Annotated in this window: 12 protein-coding genes, 1 tRNA gene and 4 pseudogenes; 9 read left to right on the top strand and 8 right to left on the bottom strand. The window is 70.3% G+C overall.

Annotated elements, in window-relative coordinates:
- Positions 1-289 (bottom strand): annotated as a pseudogene (locus J1C73_RS35150) (RNA polymerase sigma factor); the annotation flags it as partial.
- A gap of 94 nt (positions 290-383) precedes the next feature.
- Here J1C73_RS35150 and J1C73_RS23555 point away from each other — a divergent pair.
- Positions 384-1,079, top strand: a complete 696-nt coding sequence (locus J1C73_RS23555; protein WP_207318171.1) for a hypothetical protein — start codon at positions 384-386, stop codon at positions 1,077-1,079.
- 162 nt (positions 1,080-1,241) lie between these two features.
- Here J1C73_RS23555 and J1C73_RS23550 read toward each other — a convergent pair whose 3' ends face one another.
- The gene (locus J1C73_RS23550) at positions 1,242-2,165 is read right to left on the bottom strand and encodes a phosphorothioated DNA-binding restriction endonuclease (RefSeq protein ID WP_207318170.1); all 924 of its coding nucleotides are present in this window, start codon (positions 2,163-2,165) and stop codon (positions 1,242-1,244) included.
- 592 nt (positions 2,166-2,757) lie between these two features.
- On the opposite strand from J1C73_RS23550, the gene J1C73_RS23545 reads away from it, so the two are divergent.
- Together J1C73_RS23545 and J1C73_RS23540 are read left to right on the top strand one after the other, a co-directional pair.
- Positions 2,758-4,257: an MFS transporter gene (locus J1C73_RS23545; RefSeq protein WP_207318169.1), complete on the top strand. Its 1,500-nt coding sequence runs from the start codon at positions 2,758-2,760 to the stop codon at positions 4,255-4,257.
- Between the two features lie 60 nt (positions 4,258-4,317).
- On the top strand, positions 4,318-4,968 hold the full coding sequence (locus J1C73_RS23540; protein WP_207318168.1) for a TetR/AcrR family transcriptional regulator: 651 nt from the start codon (positions 4,318-4,320) through the stop codon (positions 4,966-4,968).
- A gap of 310 nt (positions 4,969-5,278) precedes the next feature.
- On the opposite strand, the gene J1C73_RS23535 is transcribed toward J1C73_RS23540, so the two are convergent.
- The gene (locus tag J1C73_RS23535; protein ID WP_207318167.1) at positions 5,279-8,050 is read right to left on the bottom strand and encodes a hypothetical protein; all 2,772 of its coding nucleotides are present in this window, start codon (positions 8,048-8,050) and stop codon (positions 5,279-5,281) included.
- Between the two features lie 880 nt (positions 8,051-8,930).
- Here J1C73_RS23535 and J1C73_RS23530 point away from each other — a divergent pair.
- From J1C73_RS23530 to J1C73_RS23525, 3 genes and pseudogenes are all read left to right on the top strand, one after another.
- Positions 8,931-9,902 carry a PrsW family intramembrane metalloprotease gene (locus J1C73_RS23530; RefSeq protein WP_307797782.1) on the top strand — a complete coding sequence of 324 codons (972 nt, stop codon included), beginning with the start codon at positions 8,931-8,933 and terminating at the stop codon, positions 9,900-9,902.
- A 627-nt stretch (positions 9,903-10,529) separates the two neighbouring features.
- A pseudogene (locus J1C73_RS35810) lies at positions 10,530-10,685 on the top strand (site-specific integrase); the annotation flags it as partial.
- Positions 10,662-12,011, top strand: a complete 1,350-nt coding sequence (locus J1C73_RS23525; RefSeq protein ID WP_307797783.1) for a competence protein CoiA family protein — start codon at positions 10,662-10,664, stop codon at positions 12,009-12,011. The pseudogene J1C73_RS35810 and the gene J1C73_RS23525, both read left to right, overlap by 24 nt.
- Before the next feature lie 320 nt (positions 12,012-12,331).
- Here the strand turns inward: J1C73_RS23525 and J1C73_RS23520 are convergent, their stop codons facing one another.
- The gene (locus tag J1C73_RS23520; RefSeq protein ID WP_207318175.1) at positions 12,332-13,012 is read right to left on the bottom strand and encodes a response regulator transcription factor; all 681 of its coding nucleotides are present in this window, start codon (positions 13,010-13,012) and stop codon (positions 12,332-12,334) included.
- 23 nt (positions 13,013-13,035) lie between these two features.
- On the bottom strand, positions 13,036-14,277 hold the full coding sequence (locus J1C73_RS23515) for a sensor histidine kinase (RefSeq protein WP_207318166.1): 1,242 nt from the start codon (positions 14,275-14,277) through the stop codon (positions 13,036-13,038).
- Positions 14,278-14,417: 140 nt separating this feature from the next.
- Here J1C73_RS23515 and J1C73_RS23510 point away from each other — a divergent pair, with 140 nt between their 5' ends.
- Together J1C73_RS23510 and J1C73_RS23505 are read left to right on the top strand one after the other, a co-directional pair.
- Positions 14,418-15,608: a serine hydrolase domain-containing protein gene (locus J1C73_RS23510; RefSeq protein WP_242644598.1), complete on the top strand. Its 1,191-nt coding sequence runs from the start codon at positions 14,418-14,420 to the stop codon at positions 15,606-15,608.
- An 89-nt stretch (positions 15,609-15,697) separates the two neighbouring features.
- Positions 15,698-16,864 (top strand): serine hydrolase domain-containing protein, encoded by a 1,167-nt coding sequence (locus J1C73_RS23505; RefSeq protein WP_207318165.1) that lies wholly within the window; start codon positions 15,698-15,700, stop codon positions 16,862-16,864.
- 555 nt (positions 16,865-17,419) lie between these two features.
- Here the strand turns inward: J1C73_RS23505 and J1C73_RS23500 are convergent.
- Both J1C73_RS23500 and J1C73_RS36105 read right to left on the bottom strand, forming a co-directional pair.
- Entirely contained in the window at positions 17,420-19,066 is a 1,647-nt protein-coding gene (locus J1C73_RS23500; protein ID WP_307797781.1) for an FAD-binding oxidoreductase, read from the bottom strand.
- A gap of 403 nt (positions 19,067-19,469) precedes the next feature.
- Positions 19,470-19,559 (bottom strand): annotated as a pseudogene (locus J1C73_RS36105) (aminoglycoside phosphotransferase family protein); the annotation flags it as partial.
- On the opposite strand from J1C73_RS36105, the pseudogene J1C73_RS23495 reads away from it, so the two are divergent.
- Positions 19,550-20,148: pseudogene (locus J1C73_RS23495) on the top strand (tyrosine-type recombinase/integrase); the annotation flags it as partial. The pseudogenes J1C73_RS36105 and J1C73_RS23495 sit on opposite strands and share 10 nt — an antisense overlap.
- A gap of 80 nt (positions 20,149-20,228) precedes the next feature.
- Here the strand turns inward: J1C73_RS23495 and J1C73_RS23490 are convergent.
- Positions 20,229-20,316: transfer RNA gene (locus J1C73_RS23490), tRNA-Ser, on the bottom strand.
- Positions 20,317-20,399: the final 83 nt, after the last annotated feature.

Genomic DNA, 20,399 nt, shown 5'->3' with positions numbered 1-20,399 from the left:
CCGCCGAAGCCGGTCCGCGCGCCCGCGCGGACAGCGGGCCTCGGGCATGCTCAGGGTGGCGGCGGCCGCCGAGTGGCAGGCGGCGCGGGCCCCGTCCGTGTCACCGGCCCGTTCCAGCAGGTGGGCGCGGACCGCTTCCAGCCGGTGGTTGCCCGCCGGCCGGTCAGCGAGCGCGTCGGCTTCGGTGAGCCCGGCCCGCGGCCCGCGGCCCGTGCACCGTCGCGACGGCGACGGCCCGGCCCAGTTCGGCCATCGGCTCGGGGGCGAGGCGCACGAGAACGTCGTACAGCGTGGCTGAGCGCATCACGGACCGACCCGAAGGGAACGCGCGGGGTCGTAGGCTCGGGTGCTGAGGAATGAGCGAGTGACCAGGGGGAGCAGCGGTGGCGTTCGGCAGGAGCAGGAAGACCGAGGAGCCGCCGGTGGAGCCGGTGGCATGGGCGGACGTCCGCACCTTCGTGGTCAGCAGCGAGGAGAAGCCGGTAACCGTCAAGCGCAAGAAGGGTGTTCGCGGACCGCGTGCGGTACGCGTCCCCAAGGGCGGCAAGGACTTCCGGGTCAACGCCCCCTGCGCCTACCTCGCCCCCGCCTCGCGCGCCGGCGACGGACCGTCGGCCACCGGCCTCACCCTGTACGAGGACCCGGAGGCGCGGCAGTTGCTCTGCTACGTCGACGAGGCCCGGGAAGTGGACGGGGAGCGGCACCATGTGGTGCGCGACGGGCAGGGCGGGGTCCTGGGGACGCTGCGCCGGATACCGCCGCGGCGGCCCTTCCGGCACACCTGGCGCATCGACCAGCCCGGACACCCCGAGATCGTCGGCCGCAACGAGTGGGCGGCCGGCGACTCCGCGAAGGATGCCGTCGGACGTGTCGCCGTCAAGGCGGCCATCGGGCTGGTGGGGGCGCTCGCGGACTTCGGTGCGGAGGGCGGCGATCAGCCGTCCAGGCCGCGGACGCTCGAATGGACCGTGGACGGCGAGGTGGTGATGGTCTCGGAGGGCAGTGCGCAGGTCACCGTGAAAGCGGACTGGGTCGACCGGCGGCTGGCGTTCGCCTTCGCGCTCGTGGGCGACCGCTGACGCCGGAGCGCTGCCCGACCGCCGATGTCGCAGCGGTGCCGATCGCCGTCGCCCGCTGGGCCTGAAACGGCGTTCACCGCAGTGGATCGGTTCGGTCGCGTTGGGCGGCAGGCCCGGCTCGGGCCGTATGGGGCGGGTGTATCCGGGGGTCTCGGCCGGGCGCTACGTCGCGGGACGGGGGCTGCCGTGGAAGACCTGGCCGGTGTGCCAGGAACGGTGGGCGGCGGCGATGGGACGGATGCCCGGCTGGGGGCCGATGACCGGACGGCCGGCGAGCGTGATGACGTGCTCGCGGGCGGCCGTGCTGCGGCCGACGAAGCTCTGCGAGACCAGGATGCGGTGACCCTCGCCCCCGTGGTGGCCCTCGCCTTCGCGGTGGCCCTCGCCGAGACCGAGTACGCCTTTGTCGAACAGCTTGTGGTGCAGTGAGCACAGGCACAGCCCGTTCTCGACGTCGTCCGGTCCGTCGAACGCCCACCAGCGCACATGGGCGGCCTCAAGCCCGACCGGCACCGCGCCGATCCTGCCGTCGTACCCGCAGAAGGCGCACTGGTACTCGTACGCCGTCAGGACCATCTCCCGCATCCGCCGGTCCCGCCGCCTGCGCGCGGCCGGGAGCACTCCGGTCTCGGCCTCCTCCAGCTCCAGGCCGACGGCTTCGCACAGCTCGCCGTGGAGCGAGGGCGGGAAGTTCAGATCGAGCAGCACCCGTGCCATCCGGCCGAACAGGGACGGCTCCCGCCGCAGCGCCGCCCGCAGCTCCGGCGTCAGGCGGCCGGCGGCGCCGGTCGCGCGCAGTTCCCTGACCCCGGTCCCGGGGCTGCCGGGCCCGCGCTCGGTACGCACCTCCCACACGCCGTCACTCACCAGATGATGGAAGGGATAGGCGGGGGTCGTCCGGTTCCCGGGACCGTACTCGGCGAGCAGTCGCCCCAGGTCCTCCTCCACCGCGCTGTACCGCAGCTCCTCGTCGGCGTCCTGCTGGAACCGGCTGAGCGCGTACAGGAACAGCAACGGCTTGTGCGGAGCCCGCGCTCCGCTCCTCGTCCACTGCCGCAACTGCGCGGTGCGCTCGACCCAGTCCATGGTCGGCGATCGTAGTGGCGGTCCGGTCCGGCGCTCGGTCGCGGGGGCCCCGCCGCGGTGGCCGGCCGGACATCGAGCCGCGACGAGATCCCGGCTACCAGGGCAGGACGCCGTGAAGGCCGGAGGCGGCGAAGTCCCTTTCGTCGTCGCCCAGGTGGCACCGGGCGTAGAGGCAGGGCGGGTCGAGCACGAGCCGGCTGAAAGTACGTGCGGTCCGGTTGCCCCAGGCGGCGACGTACTCGACGGTGCCGGCGGCGACGGCACGGGCGAACCGGCGGACATCGCTGTAGGCCGATCGCTGTACGCCGGGTTCTTCGCGTAAGCGTCGACGATCTCCTCGGTGTCCGGCTGATCAGGCGAATTTGAACGGAGCGCTCCGCTCCGATAGATTCCAGTCCACCGGCCGGGCGGCATGACAGTCGTGGCGTGAGAGTGCGGCGCACGCGGTTCACGCGCGGTCGTGACGCCTCCGGGTCCCCTGCCCGGCCGCCATCACAACGGCGCCCGGGACGGCGGCCGGACCCATGCCGGGCGGACCGCCCCGCTCCCACGCGGCGTGCTGCCGCCCCCTCAACCTCAGAAGGAGTCGTCAGTGGACGACAACAGAACCCAGCACCGCGGCGCGAGGGCATCGCGGCCGAACTTGGTGCTGGCGGCACTGCTTGCCGCGGTGGGCTGCTTCTCGCTGATGCAGACCCTGGTCATTCCCGCGATGTCCGTGCTCGCGCAACGCCTGCACACCGACACCGCCACGGCCGGATGGCTGATCACCGCATTCCTGCTCGGCGGGGCCGTCCTCACCCCCGTACTGAGCCTGCTCGGCGACAAGTACGGCCACCGACGGCTCCTCGTGATCGTCCTGCTCATATTCCTCGCGAGCACCCTCGGGGGCGCCGCCGCCCCGAACATCGGCTTCCTCATCGCGATGCGCGCGGTGCAAGGCGCCTCCATGGCCTCGCTCCCGCTGGCCCTCGCCATCGTCCGCGAAGCGATGCCCCGGGAACGGATCGCCTCCAGTTTCGGCACCACCGCCGCCATGCTCGGCGGCGGCGCGGGCATCGGGCTGGTCCTGGGCGCCCTGATCATCCAGCACACCTCGTGGCGCTGGATGTTCGGCGTCGAAGCGGTGTTCATCGCCCTGGCGACCCTCATGGTCATCGCCTGGGTGCCGGAAAGCCCCGAGCGCCACAGCAAGCGCGTCGACGTGCCCGGGGCCGTCCTCCTGGCCGGCGGGCTCGTCGCCCTGCTCCTGGCGATCACCGAAGGCACGAAGTGGGGCTGGCTCTCCGCCGGAGTGCTGTCGCTCTTCGCGGCCGCCGTGGCGCTCTTCGCCGTACTCGGTGTGGTGTCGGCCCGCCGGTCCGACCCGATCCTCGACCTCCGGCACATCACCCATCTGCCGATGCTCGTCACCAACCTCGCGGCGCTGCTGATCGGTGTCGTGCCGTTCTTCTTCTACGTCCTGGTCCCGCAGCTGCTGCAGCTGCCCAACGGTCTGCCGCCCGCGCTCCGCCCGGCGGCCTCCTACGGAGGCGGCCTGACCATCGTCCAGGCCGCACTGCTGGTGCTGCCGAGTTCGGTCTGCGTCGTCCTGGCCGGCCGGACCGCGCACTGGCTGCGTGGGCGGCTCGGCGCCCGGGCACCCCTGGCCGCATGCATGACGCTGATGACGGCCGGAGCCGTGCTCACCGCGTTCTTCCACGGCTCCCCGACACAGCTCGCGCTGTGGTTCTGCCTGATCGGCCTCGGTGCGGGCTACGGGTACGCGGCGCTCGCCGATCTGGTCGCGGCCCTCGTGCCGCGCCGCGAGATCGCCGCGGGCAACGGGCTGAACACCGTCATCCGGACGGTCGGCAGCGCCGTGGGCAGCCAGCTCTCCGTCGGCTTCCTGCAGACCTTCACCGTGGACGGCACGCCCGTGCCCGCCGAGAAGGCATTCACGGTGGGTTTCTGGGTCGCCGCCGCGCTCGGCGCCCTCGGTATCCTGCTCGTCGGAGCCCTGCGCATCCGCCCGCACCACGAGGAGCCCACGCCCGAGCCCACCGTGGCAGCACTGGCAGCACCGGCTCCGGTCCTCAGCAACCCGCACTGACCCAGTCAGCCCGCCCACGTGCCAGGACCGCGTTGACTGCCGCACCGAAGGAGCACGAGCATGCGCGCCGACCGCACCGGACCGCCCCGCGGACGCCAGAAGGAAGCCGACCGCAACGACGAGCGGATCCTGCGTGCGGCACGTGAAGTCTTCGCCGAACACGGCTGGGACGCCCCCGTATCGGAGGTCGCCCGCCGTGCCGGCGTAGGCATGGGCAGTCTCTACCGGCGCTACCCCGCCAAGGAGGACCTGGCTCAGGCGCTGCGTGTGGAGGGCATGAACGAGCTGGCCTCCCTGGCCCGCACCGCCATGGCCGACCACCCCGACCCCTGGGCCGCACTCGTCGCCTTCCTGCGAGCAACGCTGTCCGCCACCGGCACCGGCTCCCTCCTCCCTCTCATAGGGGGCCGCCTGCCCGCCACCGACGAAGTGGACGCCGCGGACGGCTGCCTCCGGGCGGCACTCGACGTCCTGGTCGACGCCGCCCACCGGTCCGGCGCACTGCGCCCGGACTTCAGCTCGGCCGACCTCCTGCTGCTGCTCGCCCACCTCAACGCCCGTCTGCCCACGACCACCGAGCGCGCGGTCGAACTGCACCTGCGCTACCTGGACCTCGTCCTGAGCGGTCTTCGGAACCCCGCGAACACGGGCATCCAGCCGGTCGGCCCGCCCACCTGGGCGGAGCTGAGGGATCTCTGGAACGCCCCGTGACCCCGCTCCGCCCGCACCTCCAACAGGGCTGCCCGGGTGCCGAGACGGGCTTCCAGCCGCGCGATGTATTGCCCGGTGAGAGCAATGGCGGAGGGTACGAGATTCGAACTCGTGAGGGGTTGCCCCCAACACGCTTTCTCGCCTGGGCCCTGTCCGGCGTGAGGTGAACCGTTTCGGGTTCCGCAGAGACTCGATCGGGCCCCCGCGCGGCTCTCGCACGCCGATGGCACCGGCCCCGTGGCGGGGGCCGGTGCCATCCGTCCAGGTGGTGCGCTCAGGCACCGTCAGCGCGGGACGTGGACCCCGGGCGTCAGCCCTGGCGCGCGTCCGTGACCTTCCCCGTGAGGAGGGGGCCGTCCAGCCACTCGTTCTCCTTGAGGATGTACACCTGCATCCGCAGGGACTCCTCCGGCTCGGTCAGCGCGTCGGTGACCGTGGGCACGGACACTTCGGTGCTCGTCTCGCCCTTGGGGACGGACGCCCAGAGGGAGGGGCTGTCCGTGGACAGGGGCCGCTCCGGGTCGGCGGACTCGCCGAGCCCGGAGAGCCATTCCTCGTCGACGTCCTTCGTGGACAGCTCCGTGCCCTCGCTCACCGGCATGAGGTCGAACCGCGTCTCGATGGTGGTGTCGGCGGGCTGGGAGAGTTCTACCTTCCAGGTGAGCTTCTGGCCCTCGGTGACCGAGTCGGCGACCGGGGTCACGCTGACCGTGGGCATGGGGTCGTCGTTCTCGACGAGCACGCCCCCGAAGGCGCCGCCGACCGCCGTGCCGCGCACGGCCTTGGCCGCGACCTCGTGGCGGAGGTCGTAGTTGTAGCGAGAGTTGCCCTTGACCGTGATCGACACGCCCACGGAGCCACCGGCCTTCACCGTCACGGTACGGACGGTGGACGTGTAGGTCTCCGGGTCGCGGACGGCGAGCTTGACCACGCCGGTGCCCTTGCCGGTGACTTGGACGGGCACGCGGTAGGTGCGGGTGCCGGAGTCGCCCTCCTTGACCGTCAGTCTGCCGATGTCGACACGCGGGAGCGCGACAGGGCGTACCGCCGGGGTGCCGGGGCGCCAGCCCCAGGCGTCCATCAGCCAGAACTCGCCGGAGCTGCTGCGCGGGGTGAGCTCCAGCGACTGCGTCCGTTTCAGGTCGGCACCGGCGCTGACGGCGGCCTTCAGCGGGACGCGGACCTCACGCGCCCAGTGTGCGGCCGTCGATGCGGAGCCGGGAAGGCCGTCGACGGTGACCTGACCGAGCCTCACCCGCTTGCCGGAGGTGTCGGTGAGGGCGATGTCGAGCCGGGTGCCCCGGGTGTTCGGCGGCACGATCACCCGCAGGGCGAGCGCGTCGGAGCCCGCCAGCGAGAAGGCGCGCTCCGGCGTCAGCCGGACCGGGGTGCCCGGTTTGGTCCAGCGGGCCGTGACCGCGTTGCGGCCCGGCTCGCTGGTGGTGTCCGCCCAGGACGCGAAGTGCGGCGACCTGCCGGGGTTGGAGTCCGGCCTGCAGGCCCGGGTGGTGCTCGTGGTGATCTGCCGGCACACGCGCCCGTTCGTCACCGAGAGCGGGGCGTCGGGCCGGATCGCCGGGGTGCGGTGGCCGCCGACGGCGTGGGTCAGGACCCGGGCGGAGCCGGCCGAGGGCGCGCGCCGGTCGGAACCGTCGAGCAGCGGGCGGACCCGGTCGTCGCCCGCGAGGAAGAGCCGCGCGGCGGCGGCGATATAGGTGGTGCCCGCCGTCTGCTGCTGCTTGGCGCTCAGGCGGGTCTCGGCCTGTGCCGAGCAGACCGGGTCCGGGTTGTTCTTGTCGTCCCAGAAGTCGTCGGCGGCCGGGGCCTCGGCCTGGCCGGGCGTCCACTCCGTGTTGAAGAAGTTGTGGTTGGCGCCGACCATGTACACCGCGCTGTGCAGCGCCGTGCCCCGGCCGATGCCCCGGGTGCCGTCGAGGTAGATCTGGCCCTGGAGGTCGCTCACATCGCCGTCACAGCCCGGCAGGATGGTCATGGAGGGCACGTCGGGTGTGGGGTTCTGGCCGAAGATGGTGGGGCCGATCAGCACGGTGCCGCGGATCCGCCAGCCCACCGGGCCCCGGTAGCCGTCCTCGGCGGGCGGCGGCGGGGAGACGCTGTCGAGGGCCGCCCGGTTGACGCCCTCGCCGCCCCGGGAGTGGCCGACCAGGAGCACTTTCGACAGGTCCGCGGGCTCCGTCGCGCGCACCGCCTCGGGGGCCTTCGCGGGGTTCGCGCCCCACGCCGCCCAGCGGGCGAGGTGCCGGCGCACCAGGGACGAACGGGCCTGCGCCCCGAAGTCGGCCGCGCGGCCGTCCTGCGCGTTGACACCGTTCGCGGAGATGGAAACCGTCACATAGCCCTGGGACGCCAGGCGCTTCTGGTCGTGCAGAAAGCCGCGGTAGCTCGGGACCGCCTTGTGGCCCGGCTTGCACGGCCACTGCATGCCCGCGCTGTTCTTGCCGGGCTCGTAGCAGGTGGCGCTGCGGCCGTGGAGGAAGAGCGCCAGCGGTCGCTTCCCCGGCGCGTCCGTCGGGCCGACGACCGTGGCACGCATCTCCACGGGCTCGGCGTAGCCCGGCAGCCTCACCGACTTCAGGACGTACTCACCGCTGGTGGTGCGGTACTTACCGGCGACACCGGGGTCGACCGGGTTGGCGGGGAACGGCTCCTGGGGCACCGCCGCGGCCGTCGAGCGTCGCTGACCGGGTGCCTGGTCCGCCCCTGCGGCGTCCAGCCGCCGCGAACCGGCGACCACCTGGAGTTCGCTCGCCCGGCCGATCTTCGCCCCGTCGAGGCGGAGCCGGAAGGTGCGTTGGTCGGGGGAGGGCTCCGCGACGCCGAGGGTGTGCTCCCCCGAGCGGAACTCGACCAGGGCGCCGCCCATGCCCACGGGCTCGGGCGAGCTCCAGACCAGCTCCCCACCCTCGACACGCCACCCCTCCGGCAGCCGCTCCCCGAAGGCGCCCGGCGGCGCGCCGGGTATGGGCTCGGCGGCCGGTTGCGCGTGCGCCGGCCCTGGCACACCCGCCGCCAGCGCCACGGCCGCCAAGGCAGCCGTCAGCGCGCGTGAGACCTGTCTCACGATGGTTTCTCCTCGTCGTTGGTTGTGCTTCAGCGCCCCCGGAATCCCAGGAGCACCCCCCGCACCGGGGAGAGGATGACGTGGCGTCACCGGTTGTCCCACCTCGGGAACCTGACAGGAATCTGACAGCAGCCGAACAGGGACCAAACAGGAGCCGGACGGGAGCCATGGGGCCGGTCCGCTGATCGAGGGATCCAGGCCCGGAGCGGCGGTCCGACGCCCGTGCGGCGAACCGTGACCTGCCCGCTGCGACGCGAATCACCTGGCTCTTCGTGGCGTTTCGTCCATACGGGCACTCCAGCTCCGTAGCTAGGAGGCACGGTTGGAGCGGAGCTGCTGCTGGACTGCTGGTGCGCTGCAGTGGGCGGTGCGACTCCTGAAGGACTCGGTGGCGCCGTGGGCGCTGACGACTCCTGTGGGGAGCCGGGGAGGCCTTGCTGGTGTCTTTGCCGCCGAGGTCAAGAAGGAATGCCAGGGCGATTACGGCGCGAGGATAAAGATCAAGACCAATGGCACCCCCGACTTTGCTGATACACCCTCGCGGAGCTACGCATTCGATCCAATAGTGAGCAGGCCCCTTGGCTGGGCAGAGTCAAACACCTGGCATCAACTTTGCTTAGGCAAATGTAGTGGCGTTTCGGGTGTCGGGGGTGAGGTGTGGCGTTGATGATGGCGGCGGCGGCCGTCTGGGGCGTCTTGCAGCTGTTTGTGCTGTCGTCGCCGACCAGATCGGTCCGCCTGTCGACGGTGCTGACAGGATGCGCAGTCGGGATGTACGGGTGCGGGGTGGCCGCCGCGCTGCTGGAGCTGGCGTACGCGGACGATCGCCGACCAGGGCGGCCGGGCCCTGGCCGAGGTGGTGCGGAGCACCAGTTACACGGTGGCTCCCTGGGTTGAGGAACTGATCAAGACAACCCCCTTGTTGCTGGCAGGGCTGCACGTCAAGGTGCGCCGGCAGTGGGGGATCACCGACTTCGTCATCCTCGGGGCCGCGCTCGGCGCCGGCTTCGGGCTGCTGGAATCCCTCCTGCGCTTCAGCCTGGACGCACACCGCTCGATCCCCCGGGACGGCGGCTGGGTCATCCCCGACAGTCTCTCTCCCCCCTTCGTGCCAGGCCCCGCCAAGGTGTTCACCGCCTGGCTGCCCGCGCCCTCCGGATCGCTCGATCTCGGGCAGGCCGGTGCGGCCATGACGTTCAGTCACCTGGTGTGGACTGCCATGGCCGGTCTGGGTGCTGGGCTGCTGTGGCGCACCCGGGGCTGGTGGCGACCGCTGTCCCTGCTGCCGGTCGCCGTCGCGATCACGCACCACACCCTCAACAACTACGCGGCCACGAAACCGGGTGGACCGGCCGAGCGGTGGCTGGAGAACCTGGACGGCAAGGCGTGGGTGATGCCCCTCGTCTGTCTGGCCCTTGCCATGGTGGTGGATCTCCGTCACCTTCATCGCGCCAAGCGCACCGTGCCCGGCATTCTGCTCGCCACCGAGCGCCCCGAAGGCGACAGCGTGGCGGCGCTGATCCGGCACGCGTCCTGGCGGCCGCCCTTCAGCACTCTGATCTCGCTGCGTTTCGTACGCCTGCGCCGCTCCCTCATGTACGCCGCAGCCCTCGCCCCACCTGAGGACACGGAGCCCTTGCGGCGAGTGGTCGCCACAGTCGCCGCCCATATCGATGCCTCCGACCACGAGGATGCTTGGCGGACGGTCGACATACGGGCCCACCTCAAAGCGGCCCGCACCACCACCCGGCGCCGCTGGCTCCTGCTGATCCCCTGCCTCCTCGCACTCCCTTCCGTACTCTTCCTCGGCGTCGGCTCGCCAACCAGGCGACGACCGAACGAACGAACCTGAAGCCCCGTCAACCTGTACTGACCAGCTGATCAGCACCTCCCGCACGCCGGGGGAACCTCAGACTGAGGGCTCCGCCGAAGAGCGCGTGTCTCGCGGGGTGTTCACGGCGCAGCGCACCGCTCTTGCCGAAGCGCGGAGTGCTGCAGAGGAGGCCGCTCTTGTCGTCGCTCTGGAGGGGCCGGAACAGCCAGCCGTCAAGGCAGAGTTTCTCGTTCATCGCTGCCAGCGGTTCATTGACGTGCGTGAACTCAGTGCAGAGGTCTCTTCGCAAGCAGGGAATGGCTTTCCTCCACGGCGGCCTGAGGCACCCGGACCTGAGCCACGACGAGCGGCAGGAGACCGATGCGCAGCTTCTGGAGGCCCAAGTGGAGTTCCTCGCCGCTGCCAGAGCTGTCCTGGATGGCGACAGCACGTCTCAGTGACGTGAGTCATCGTTCCAGGTGCAGCGCACGGGCGAGGAAGTTTGTTGGGGCGGGCGCCGGGGGTGTTGTACGAACGCAGAGAACCCGGCCCGGCCGTCGACCTCGAACCTCAGCGCCTTCGCGCTGCGCGGTCGGATCAGGTGGGCCTGATGCGGCGAGGACGAACCGATGACGCCTTCCAGGGCGCGTGCACAACCTACGGACTAAAGCGGCGGAAGTCCGCGACGGCCGCCTCAACGACGCCCGCCACACCGCAGCGACCGACCTGCTGATCCTCGGCGTCTCTGACGAGGTCGTGGACGGAATCATGGGCTGGGAACCGGGCAAGTCCGCCCGGATGCGCCGCCGATACCAGCACCTGTTCGCTCATCTCCCCTTGGGAGGCGCCCTGTTGAATGTCAGTGGTCGTTTCTATGGTGGAGAAATGGCAAATGGGGTGTGGCACACCGGATATGGCATAGAGATCAATCTGTCCCTGCCTGACCTCGGTCACCCGGGGCGTCCTGATCTGTTGCGGCAGATCACCGCGAGGGTTGCCGACCGGGACCCGCAGCTTCTCGAATGCCTGGCGCATCATGACGGGCGCGACTGCCTGTCGGAGTCGGGCGGAAAGTCTCCGTGGATGTTCATCCGCCGAGGCCGCGTCGGGGGCCGCCGGCCGCTCGTCGCCTCGCACCTGCCGGTTACGCACAAGGCCACACCGGCGGAGAGCGAGCAGCACAAGGCCACGAAGGAGCGGATCGTCGAGACGGCTTCGCGCTACGGCTTGGAGGCCGATGCCGAGGTGCCGACGGCAAACCGCCGGAGCATCTCCGACGCCCTCGTCACCGGCCCCGGAGGTATACGCATCGGGTGGGAGATCCAGTACCACCACCTCAGCCCGAGCAGTGTGCACCGCCGGTCGGTCAACGCCGTGCAGCAGGACATCACGCCTTTGTGGGTCGCGAAGGACCGCACAGCTTCCTTGATCGACCGGGCGCCCTGGGCCCGCGTGGACGACATGCCCTGGAGGGATATCGCCGGCGGGAAGGAGATGGTGATCCGCGGTGGCTACCGCCACCTCCAGGTCTGGAAATGCGTGGCCAGCAGCGAACGCCACTGTTTGCTGACCGAGGGCGCTGGTCACTGTGGTGAGGTTCACTCCGACTGGTTCCTGCCTGCCCTGTGCCTGCCCGAGAAGAAGGCAGTGCACCTCGAAGACCTCGTGCTGTCGAGCGCCACAGGGGAGAGCGTGCCCGTCTACGTGCCCAATCGGGGAAGTGGCCGGGCAGGACGGCACATGTGGGTCTCGGCGACCGACTGCGAGCGCAGGCGGCAGATGGTCGGCGAGAAGACCCCTCTCCCCGAGGCACCGGGGCAGGAGGAGGACGACGAGATCACCTTCGCCGAGCAGGAGATCGACCGAAACTGCCGGGCGGGTGAGGAGGGCTGGTTCGTCAGCGACGCGCGGCCCGTCCGAGACCTGGGGCAGCCGACCGGCGGATTCACCCTGCCCCGGATGCCGGCACAGCGGTCGTGGAACCCCGTGCTGATCTTGCCCGTCGAGCGGGCTGCCGCCTCTGCAGCGCTGGGCTGTCCGCCGTGGGAGCTGGGGCCATGTGCCGGGTGTGACCAGCTGATGCGCCGGTACGGGCGCGACGCGGCCATGTTCTGCGGCGTGTGCCGTGAGCTCTTGAACGGTCGGTAGGTCGCGGCGGCCCGCTTGGCGGCAACTGCAACCAGAACTGCACCACCAACGTCGAAGGCCCCCGCAGCAAGCTGCGGGGGCCTTCGACGTATTGCCCGGTGAGAGCAATGGCGGAGGATACGAGATTCGAACTCGTGAGGGGTTGCCCCCAACACGCTTTCCAAATGTTCGCTTGGGGGTTCGGCGAGGGCCGTACTTGTCCTGACCTGCGGCGGAGGGTTTGGGATGGCCTCGTCCGAACAGCTCCGGACGGGGCTGAATGAGACCAGGACTGAGACCGGAGCTCCGTGCGGGCGACCGTGAAGAGGAGCGGAAGCCGGTCAGCCGGCGAAGCCCGGGACCACCAGGCCGGACTCGTAGGCGATGACCACCGCATGGGTCCGGTTCTGCGCGCCGAGCTTGGTCAGCACGTTCCCGACGTGGGTCTTGATCGTCTCCAGGCTCACCGTGAGGAACTCCGCGATCTCCGGGTTGGAGAGCCCGGTGGCCATCAGACGCAGTACCTCCTCCTCCCGGCCGGTCAGGGCGGCTTGCGGCAGGGCCTCTGCGGAGCCCAGCGGGCGGGCGGCGACCATGCGGCCCAGTGCGGCCGGAAAGAGAACCGCTTCGCCTGCCGCCACCACCCGGACCGCCTCAGCGATCCGGCGGACCGGGAGTCGTTTGAGGACGAAGCCGCTGGCGCCCGCGCTGAGGGCGGCGGTGACGTAGCCGTCGTTCTCGAAGGTGGTGATCACCACGACCTTCGGCGGGTCGGCCGCTTCGGCCAGCAGTTGGCGTGTGGCGTCGATCCCGTTGCGACGTGGCATGCGCACGTCCATCAGGACCACGTCCGGCCGCAGGCTCAGCGCACGGTCGACCGCCTCGAGGCCGTCGGCGGCCTCGCCGAGCACCGAGATCCCCGGCTGTGCGGCGAGCAGCATGCTCAGACCGCTGCGGGTCACCTCGTCGTCGTCCGCGACCAGGAGGGTGACGGCGGGGCCGGCTTCTGCGGGGAGGGCCATGCCTCCGTCGGCGTCGGATCCACTCACGCCGACGCCCGTACCGGCAGCCGGACGACCAGCCGCCAGTGCCCCGTCCCGTCCGGGCCGGACCCGAACTCACCGTGCAGCAGCCGGACGCGCTCGGCCAGTCCGGGCAGGCCGTGGCCGGACGTCGAGAAGGATCCCGGGTTCGGTCCCGTCCGCGCTCCGGTCCGGTTGACCACCGCGAGGTCCAGTCCGTCCGGTCCGGCCGCCACCCGGACCTCGATGGGGCCGCCCGCCCCATGGCGCAGCGCGTTCGTCAGCCCCTCTTGGAGGATCCTGTAGGCCGCCCGGGAGAGCGTCCCCTGTACCCGCGCCAGGTCACCCGACAGCTCCGGTTCCACCAACGCCCCCGTGTGCCGCAGGCGTTCCAGTAGCTCGGGGAGGTCGGTCAGGGTCCGGGTCGGTGCCGTTCCTGACTGTTCCTCGCGCAGCACTCCGAGCGCGTAGTCCAGGTCCTCCAACGCGGCCCTCGTCGAGTCCTCGATGCTGCGCATGGCGGCCCGCGCCGCAGCCGGGTCGGTGGAGAGCATCTCGCCGGCCACCGCCGCCTGGATGGTGGTCGCCGTCAGCGTGTGCCCGATCGAGTCGTGCAACTCGTGGGCGATCCGGTTGCGTTCGGCCAGCAGCAGTTCCCGCTCGGCAGCCAGCGCGAGCCGTTCGGCCGCCGACGGCCCCAGCAACCGTGGCGCCGACCACCGCAGGGTTTTCGTGACCAGTACGCAGACGGCTGCCGCCAGCAGGATGCACGCGGCAGCCGCCACCCAGCTCCACCCGCCCGACACCCGGACCGACGTGCCGAACAGGCTCGCCCGCACCTCGCCGCCGAGCCAGTTCATGGGCAGGGAGAGGCCCATGATGAACAGCACCCCGCTCGCCAGTGCCCCCGTCCACCCGACGGCCGCGTGCAGCACCAGCCAGAGCGGGGTCCGCCAGCGGTCGAGGCCGAGCGGACCGGAGGTCCGGCGACCGGCCGCCGGGTTCGGCAGTGACACCCGTAGCAGCCGGCGGGCGGACACGACCAGGGCTCGCCGTACGGGACGCGCCAGTCCGACTACGCCGACCAGCGCCGCCCAGACCAGCAGCACCACGACGATCTGCACGCTCTCGGGGGCGGATCGCCACGACAGCGCCGGCAACAGGGCGAAAGGCAGCAGCGGAAGGCTCGCCAACGCGCCGCAATAGGCGAACAGCACACCTGAGTACGTGGAGCCGCGCAGCAGCAGCCGAATTCCCCTGTTCATGATCGTCAGTATCGCCGGGCGGCCCCCATGCGGCCTCCCCCGATCGGGGGAGCGACTTCTCCTGCTTTCCCGCGATGCGGTCAGAGGGCCCTGGAAGCAACGATCGTGCCTCGACGAAACGATTTCCCAGGAGTTGACTTATGCGTGCTCAGACAGGGCAGAGCCTTCGTTCCTCGACCCGGCAGGGCGGTCGGCGGCGACGAGCCGTGTCGGCCGCTGCCGCGGTGGTCATCGGCGTCATGACCCTGGGCGCCCTCGCCCCGCCCGCCGCCTCCGATTCCGCCGCCTCGGCTGATGCTGCCGCCAGGCCGGACGCCGTGCAGCGGGCCCTGAACACGCTGGTGCGCGATGACGGGATGCCCGCCGCGCTGGCTAGCGTCAAGGACCGGAACGGCCGCGCCCGCACCTACACCGCGGGAGTCGGCGACCTGACCACCGGCTCGAAGGTGCCCAGGGACGGCCAGGTGCGGATCGGCAGTAACACCAAGGCGTTCACGGCGGTTGTGGTGCTGCAGCTCGTCGGCGAGGGAAAGATCGACCTCGAAGCCTTCGTGGACACCTACCTGCCCGGCCTCGTCCGCGGGGAGGGTATCGACGGGCGCCGCATCACCGTCCGCCAGCTCCTCCAGCACACCAGCGGACTCCCCGATTACGGCATCCACCTCGACGACGACGAGATCAGGAACCGGTATTTCGAGCCCCGCGAGCTGCTTGACCTCGCGCTCAGGCACCAGGCCGACGCGGCTCCGGGGGAGACCTGGGGGTACAGCAACACCAACTACGTCCTGGCCGGCCTGATCGTCCAGAAAGTCACCGGCCGCCCTCTCGCCGAGGAGATGGACCGGCGCATCATCAAGCGCATCGGTCTGCGCCACACGTACTTCCCCGCCCCCGGCGAGATGACCGTCCGAGAGCCGCACCCTCGGGGCTACCACCGCAGCCCGGCGGACGGACCGCTGCGCGACTTCACGGAGATGGACCCCTCCGCAGGCTGGGCCGCAGGCCAGTTGATCTCCACCAACTCCGACCTCAACCGCTTCTTCACCGCGCTCCTTGCCGGCCGCCTCCTCCCGGCGGCCCAGCTCGCCGAGATGCGCACGACCGTCCCCGCCGGGACCTCCGGCCTCCACTACGGGCTGGGACTCACGAGCAGGCCACTGTCGTGCGGCGGCGTCTACTGGGGCCACGGCGGTGACATCGCGGGGTACGAGACCCGAGGCGGCGTCACCGACGACGGCCGCGCTGCCAACGTCGCGGTCACCAGCATCCCGACGGACGAGGCGGCCGCACGGCACGTGAACGACGCCGTGGACAGGGCCCTGTGCGGCTGAATCACGCAACCCGCAACCCGCAACCCGCAACCCGCAACCCGCAACCCGCAACCCGAACGACGAACCAACGATTACTCAGGAGTTTACTCATGCGTGGACAGAAGCGGCGAGTATTCCGCTCGACGGGCCGGCAGCACGGCACGCGGCGACAGATCCTGCCCGCCGCAGCCGCGGTGACCATCGGTGTCGTGACGCTGGGGGCCCTGGTCCCGCCCGCCGCCTCAGCCGCCAGGCCGGACGTCGTCCAGCAGAGCCTGAACGCGCTGGTGCGCGACGGTGGGACGCCCGCCGCGCTGGCGAGCGTCAAGGGCCCCGGCGGCCGCAACCGGACCTACACCGCAGGGGTCGGTGACCTGGCCACAGGCGCGCCGGTACCCGTCGACGGGCAGGTGCGCATCGGCAGCAACACCAAGACTTTCGTCGCGGTCGTCGTTCTCCAGCTCGTTGCGGAGAGGAGAGTGGACCTGGACGCCACCGTCGACACCTACCTGCCCGGCCTCGTCCGCGGAGAGGGCATCGACGGACGGCGCATCACCGTCCGCCGGCTCCTCCAGCACACCAGCGGACTTCCCGACTACAGCAACCGCCTCGGGGACGACGTCCGGTATTACGACCCCCGTGAACTGCTCGCCACAGCTCTCCGCCACCCGGCCGAATTCGCCCCCGGGAAGAGCTGGAAGTACAGCAACACCAACTACGTGCTCGCCGGCCTGATCGTCCAGAAGGTCACCGGCCGCCCTCTCGCCGACGAGATCGACCGGCGCATCATCAAGCGCATCGGGCTGCGCCACACCTACTTCCCCGCTCCCGGTGACGCGAGCATCCGAGAGCCCCACCCGCACGGCTACTACCAGGAGTCGGCACAGACGCCACTGCGCGACATCACGGAGATGGACCCTTCCTGGGGCTGGGCGGCAGGACAGATGATCTCCACCAACTCCGACCTCAACCGCTTCTTCACCGCGCTCCTGACCGGCCGCCTCCTGCCCGCGGCCCAGTTTGCCCAGATGCGCTCCACCGTCCCGGCCGAAGCGACCTTCGGCCCGGGCGCCCGCTACGGTCTGGGACTCGTCAGCAGGCCGCTGCCGTGCGGCGGCCTGGCCTGGGGCCACGGCGGCAGTTTTCCGGGGTACGAGACCCGCGGCGGCGCCACCGACGACGGCCGCGCCACCAACGTCGCGGTCACCACGCAGCTCACCGGCGAGGCGGCCCGGAGGAGTCTCGAACGCGCGGTGGACACCGCCTTGTGCCGCTGAACCCCGCCGAGGTCGTTCCGTGCCTGTAGGTCCGAAACGACGTCGGGCCCACAGGCACGTCCCCGCACAGCCGTCGCGCGACAACCCTAACGGGGCTGCCTCCGCGGCACTTGCGACCAGAGAACGCAGAAGGCCCCGGCCGGTTTCCCGGTCGGGGCCTTCGACGTATTGCCCGGTGAGAGCAATGGCGGAGGATACGAGATTCGAACTCGTGAGGGGTTGCCCCCAACACGCTTTCCAAGTTTGTTGGTCCGGTCCGGGACTCTGTCCGGCCTCGTTCACCTGCGTTCGGCTGCGGTCGATTGACGGGCGGCCTCTCGCTTCCGACCTCTCCCGAACGGGCCTGACCGTCGCTGAATGAGACGGAAACTGAGACGGTGCTCCCCATGAGCGAGACACCAGACCCCGGCAACCCGAACGGCATCCAGGGATCGTCAGCAAGCTGACGATCCCTCATGCAAGATCGAGGCTAACGACACCCCTTCGACTGCGTCGGGCCCTTCTGCGTGAAAGGCCGAGCCTGACCGGGGCGGGCCCCCGACGGCGCACTGTCGATCAGCGTGACGCGGGCGGGATGCTCTGCTCGTACTGGAAGACGTTGTAGGGGTCGTACTTCGCCTTGATCTCGCGCAGCCGCTCGAAGTGGCGTCTCCCCCAGTAGGCGGTCTCCCACTCCTGCATGCCGACGTTCGGCACGTTGACGTAGGCGCCGTCCACGAAGCTGCGCATCGCCTGGCTGAATTCGGCGGTCCAGGCCTGGCACGTCGAGGTGAGCGGGTCGCAGACGCCTGGTGTCGTTGAAGGAGTCCCCCAGGCTGCGCCGATCTCGCCGTAGAAGATCGCGTCGCGGTGCACGAACGCAGTGCCGCCGCGGGGCTCCTTCTTGATCGCCCCGCCGAAGGCATCGACGAAGTAGTTGCTGTCCTCCGTGGGAGCGTTTCGCATGTAGTAGCCGATGACGTCGATCGCCTTCTTCGGGAACAGCTTCTTGGCGAACTGTGAGAAGAACTTCACGTTGGCGGGCTCCTGCGAGCGCGGGACCTGGGCTCCGGCAAAGATGGGGCCCCAGTTACCGACCTGCACCTTCACATTGGGCGTGCCGATCGACAGGATCGGGGCCAGCATCTTTCTGGCCTCTGCCGCCGTGCCCTCCGCGAGCCACGCGAACAGCAGGATCTGGGACTTGTGGATCTCGACTTCGGATCCGAGGCGGTTGTCGGCGAACGGTACCGTGCGCTGCCATGCATCGAAGATCCCATGCAGGTCCGTAAGGCCGTCCCAGGTCGCCTGCACATAGGCGATGCGCTTGAGCGGGCGCACCTTGTAGGTGAGTTGCGTGACGATTCCGAAGTTGCCGTTTCCCGCCCCACGGAGCGCCCAGAGCAGGTCTGAGTGGTCCTTCAGGTCGGCATGGATCACCTTGGCGCAGTCGCGACCCGACGGGACGACGACCTCGGTCCCGATCAGGCTGTCGCAGGCCATGCCGAGCCAGCGGTTGAGGGGGCCAAGGCCGCCGCCGACCGTCGCACCGACCAAGCCGACGCTGCCCTCGCTTCCGGTCGTGACCGCGAGGTCCTGCTTGGCGAGCGTCGTCACCGCTTCCAACTGGGTCAGGCCGGCGCCGACCTTCGCGATACGAGCGTCGGTGTCGATGTGGACCGACTTGAGCTGGCTGACGTCGATCACGATGCCGTTGTCGATGTTCGACCAGCCCTCCAGGGCGTGGCGGCCGCTGCGTACCCGTAGTGCGACGTTGTGCTGCCGCGCCCAGGTGAGGGCGTTCACCACGTCCTGGGTCTTCTGGGCGAAGACGATGACCAGCGGGTAGTGAGAGAACAGCTGGTCGTAGTCGATGCGATCATCCGTGTACGAGGCGTCACCGGGGCGGACGATGTGACCGGTCAGCTTCGCCGGCGACGACCCTTTAGTCGGGTCGCTCGCGGCCAGAAGGCCCGAGGTGCTCGCGGCCGCAATGTCCGGCGCGCCTGCGGCCATAAGGCCCGGGACGACGATCGCCCCAGCGCCGGCGGCCGCTGACGCCCTGAGCAGGTAGCGGCGGGAAAAATCGCTCAAGGTCCAGATCCTCTCGATCGGGCTACGCCGGTACGCGGCCGAGGAAGCCCTTACCCGCCAGCCGCCGGGCAGCCCTTTGTGGTTGACCCCCGCACGGTAACGGGGCGACCATGCGGTGTTTCCCGACACGCCAATTGAGGACGATGACGCCAGTCTGAAGGAGTAACTCAGCGGGATCCCGTCATAATCGGTTTGGGATGCACCGACTCGGCCACTCTCGCCATCACACAGTCGTCTTGGTCCGGATCATCGAACCCGCAAGCAAGCTGCGCCGCGACTGAGTCGTTCGCCGGTGTGTGCTGCAAGTTCGAGTTGCAGCACACACCCATACCTCCGCCACCTCATCCCGGCTTCCATCCCGTCTGCCGTCGGCCCACACACCGTGGAGCGGGCGTGGTTCCTGGCGTCCAGGTGGAGCGCGCCACTGTACGAACGACCTGGACGCCAGGGGCCGCGTCTGCTCGGGTCGGCTCTGCCTGGGTCGATGGCAGACGGGATGGAAGCACCCCCCACGCACGCCCCCGCGGGCCGGCACTCGCGCCGCGCCCCGGCCGTCCCAGTGGGCGAGCGCGGCGCGCTCGCTCTCCGGGCGGGCCCGCTGCGGCGCCAGCGCTCGGGCTGCACTGGGAAGACGTCGACCTTGGCGCGGGTTACATCCGTGTCCGTAAGAACCGGCTGCGCCCGAAGTACGCGCATGGCTGTGGCGCGGACCCGTGTGGTCGGAAGGCGGGGTACTGCCCCAAGCGTGAGCAGACGCGGCGCGAGCACAAGTCGACCAGTCGCGTGCCGGGCGCCGCACGATCGGGCTGCCTGCCCCGCTGATCAAGATTCTTTGCCAGCACCAAGAGGCACAGGTACGAGAGCGGATTGCGGCCGGTGTCGACTGGGAGGGCAAGGGCTACGTCTTCGCCTCGCCGGTCGGCGGGCCGCTGAGCCCGAACACCGACTTCCACGTCTGGAAGCGGCTTCTCCGAGACGCGGACGTACGAGATGGGCGCTTGCATGACGCTCGGCACACCGCGGCGACCGTGCTCCTGATCCTCGGCGTCCCTGACGTGGTGATCGACTCGATCATGGGTTGGGAGCCTGGGGGAGCGGCGAGGATGCGCGCCCGGTACATGCATGTGACGGGAGCCATACTCCGCAAGGTCGCTCAGCAAGTCGGGGACGCGCTCTGGATGCCATCCGGCACCGGGGAAGAAGCCGACTGAGACGGAAACTGAGACGGACAACGTCGAAGGGCCCCACCGCAAGCGGTGGGGCCCTTCGACGTATTGCCCGGTGAGAGCAATGGCGGAGGATACGAGATTCGAACTCGTGAGGGGTTGCCCCCAACACGCTTTCCAAGCGTGCGCCCTAGGCCACTAGGCGAATCCTCCGCGGCAAACAATACAAGACGTTGAGGAGTGCTCGCGAACACGTTCCCCGCCGGCGGTCCCGGCGGGGTCCTGAGGGGTGGGGA

Origin of the sequence: Streptomyces laculatispora, assembly GCF_017353455.1 — a bacterium.
Taxonomy (GTDB): Bacteria; Actinomycetota; Actinomycetes; order Streptomycetales; family Streptomycetaceae; genus Streptomyces; species Streptomyces laculatispora.
Note: the sequence above shows the minus strand (reverse complement) of the source record. Positions and strands in the feature narration are given on the sequence as shown.

Coding starts and splice junctions, on each gene's coding strand:
- J1C73_RS23550 (WP_207318170.1), bottom strand. CDS start 2,165: ATGGACTGGGTCGAGCGCACCGCGCAGTTGCGGCAGTGGACGAGGAGC.
- J1C73_RS23540 (WP_207318168.1), top strand. CDS start 4,318: ATGCGCGCCGACCGCACCGGACCGCCCCGCGGACGCCAGAAGGAAGCC.
- J1C73_RS23525 (WP_307797783.1), top strand. CDS start 10,662: ATGCGCCGCCGATACCAGCACCTGTTCGCTCATCTCCCCTTGGGAGGC.
- J1C73_RS23520 (WP_207318175.1), bottom strand. CDS start 13,012: ATGGCCCTCCCCGCAGAAGCCGGCCCCGCCGTCACCCTCCTGGTCGCG.
- J1C73_RS23515 (WP_207318166.1), bottom strand. CDS start 14,277: ATGAACAGGGGAATTCGGCTGCTGCTGCGCGGCTCCACGTACTCAGGT.
- J1C73_RS23510 (WP_242644598.1), top strand. CDS start 14,418: ATGCGTGCTCAGACAGGGCAGAGCCTTCGTTCCTCGACCCGGCAGGGC.
- J1C73_RS23505 (WP_207318165.1), top strand. CDS start 15,698: ATGCGTGGACAGAAGCGGCGAGTATTCCGCTCGACGGGCCGGCAGCAC.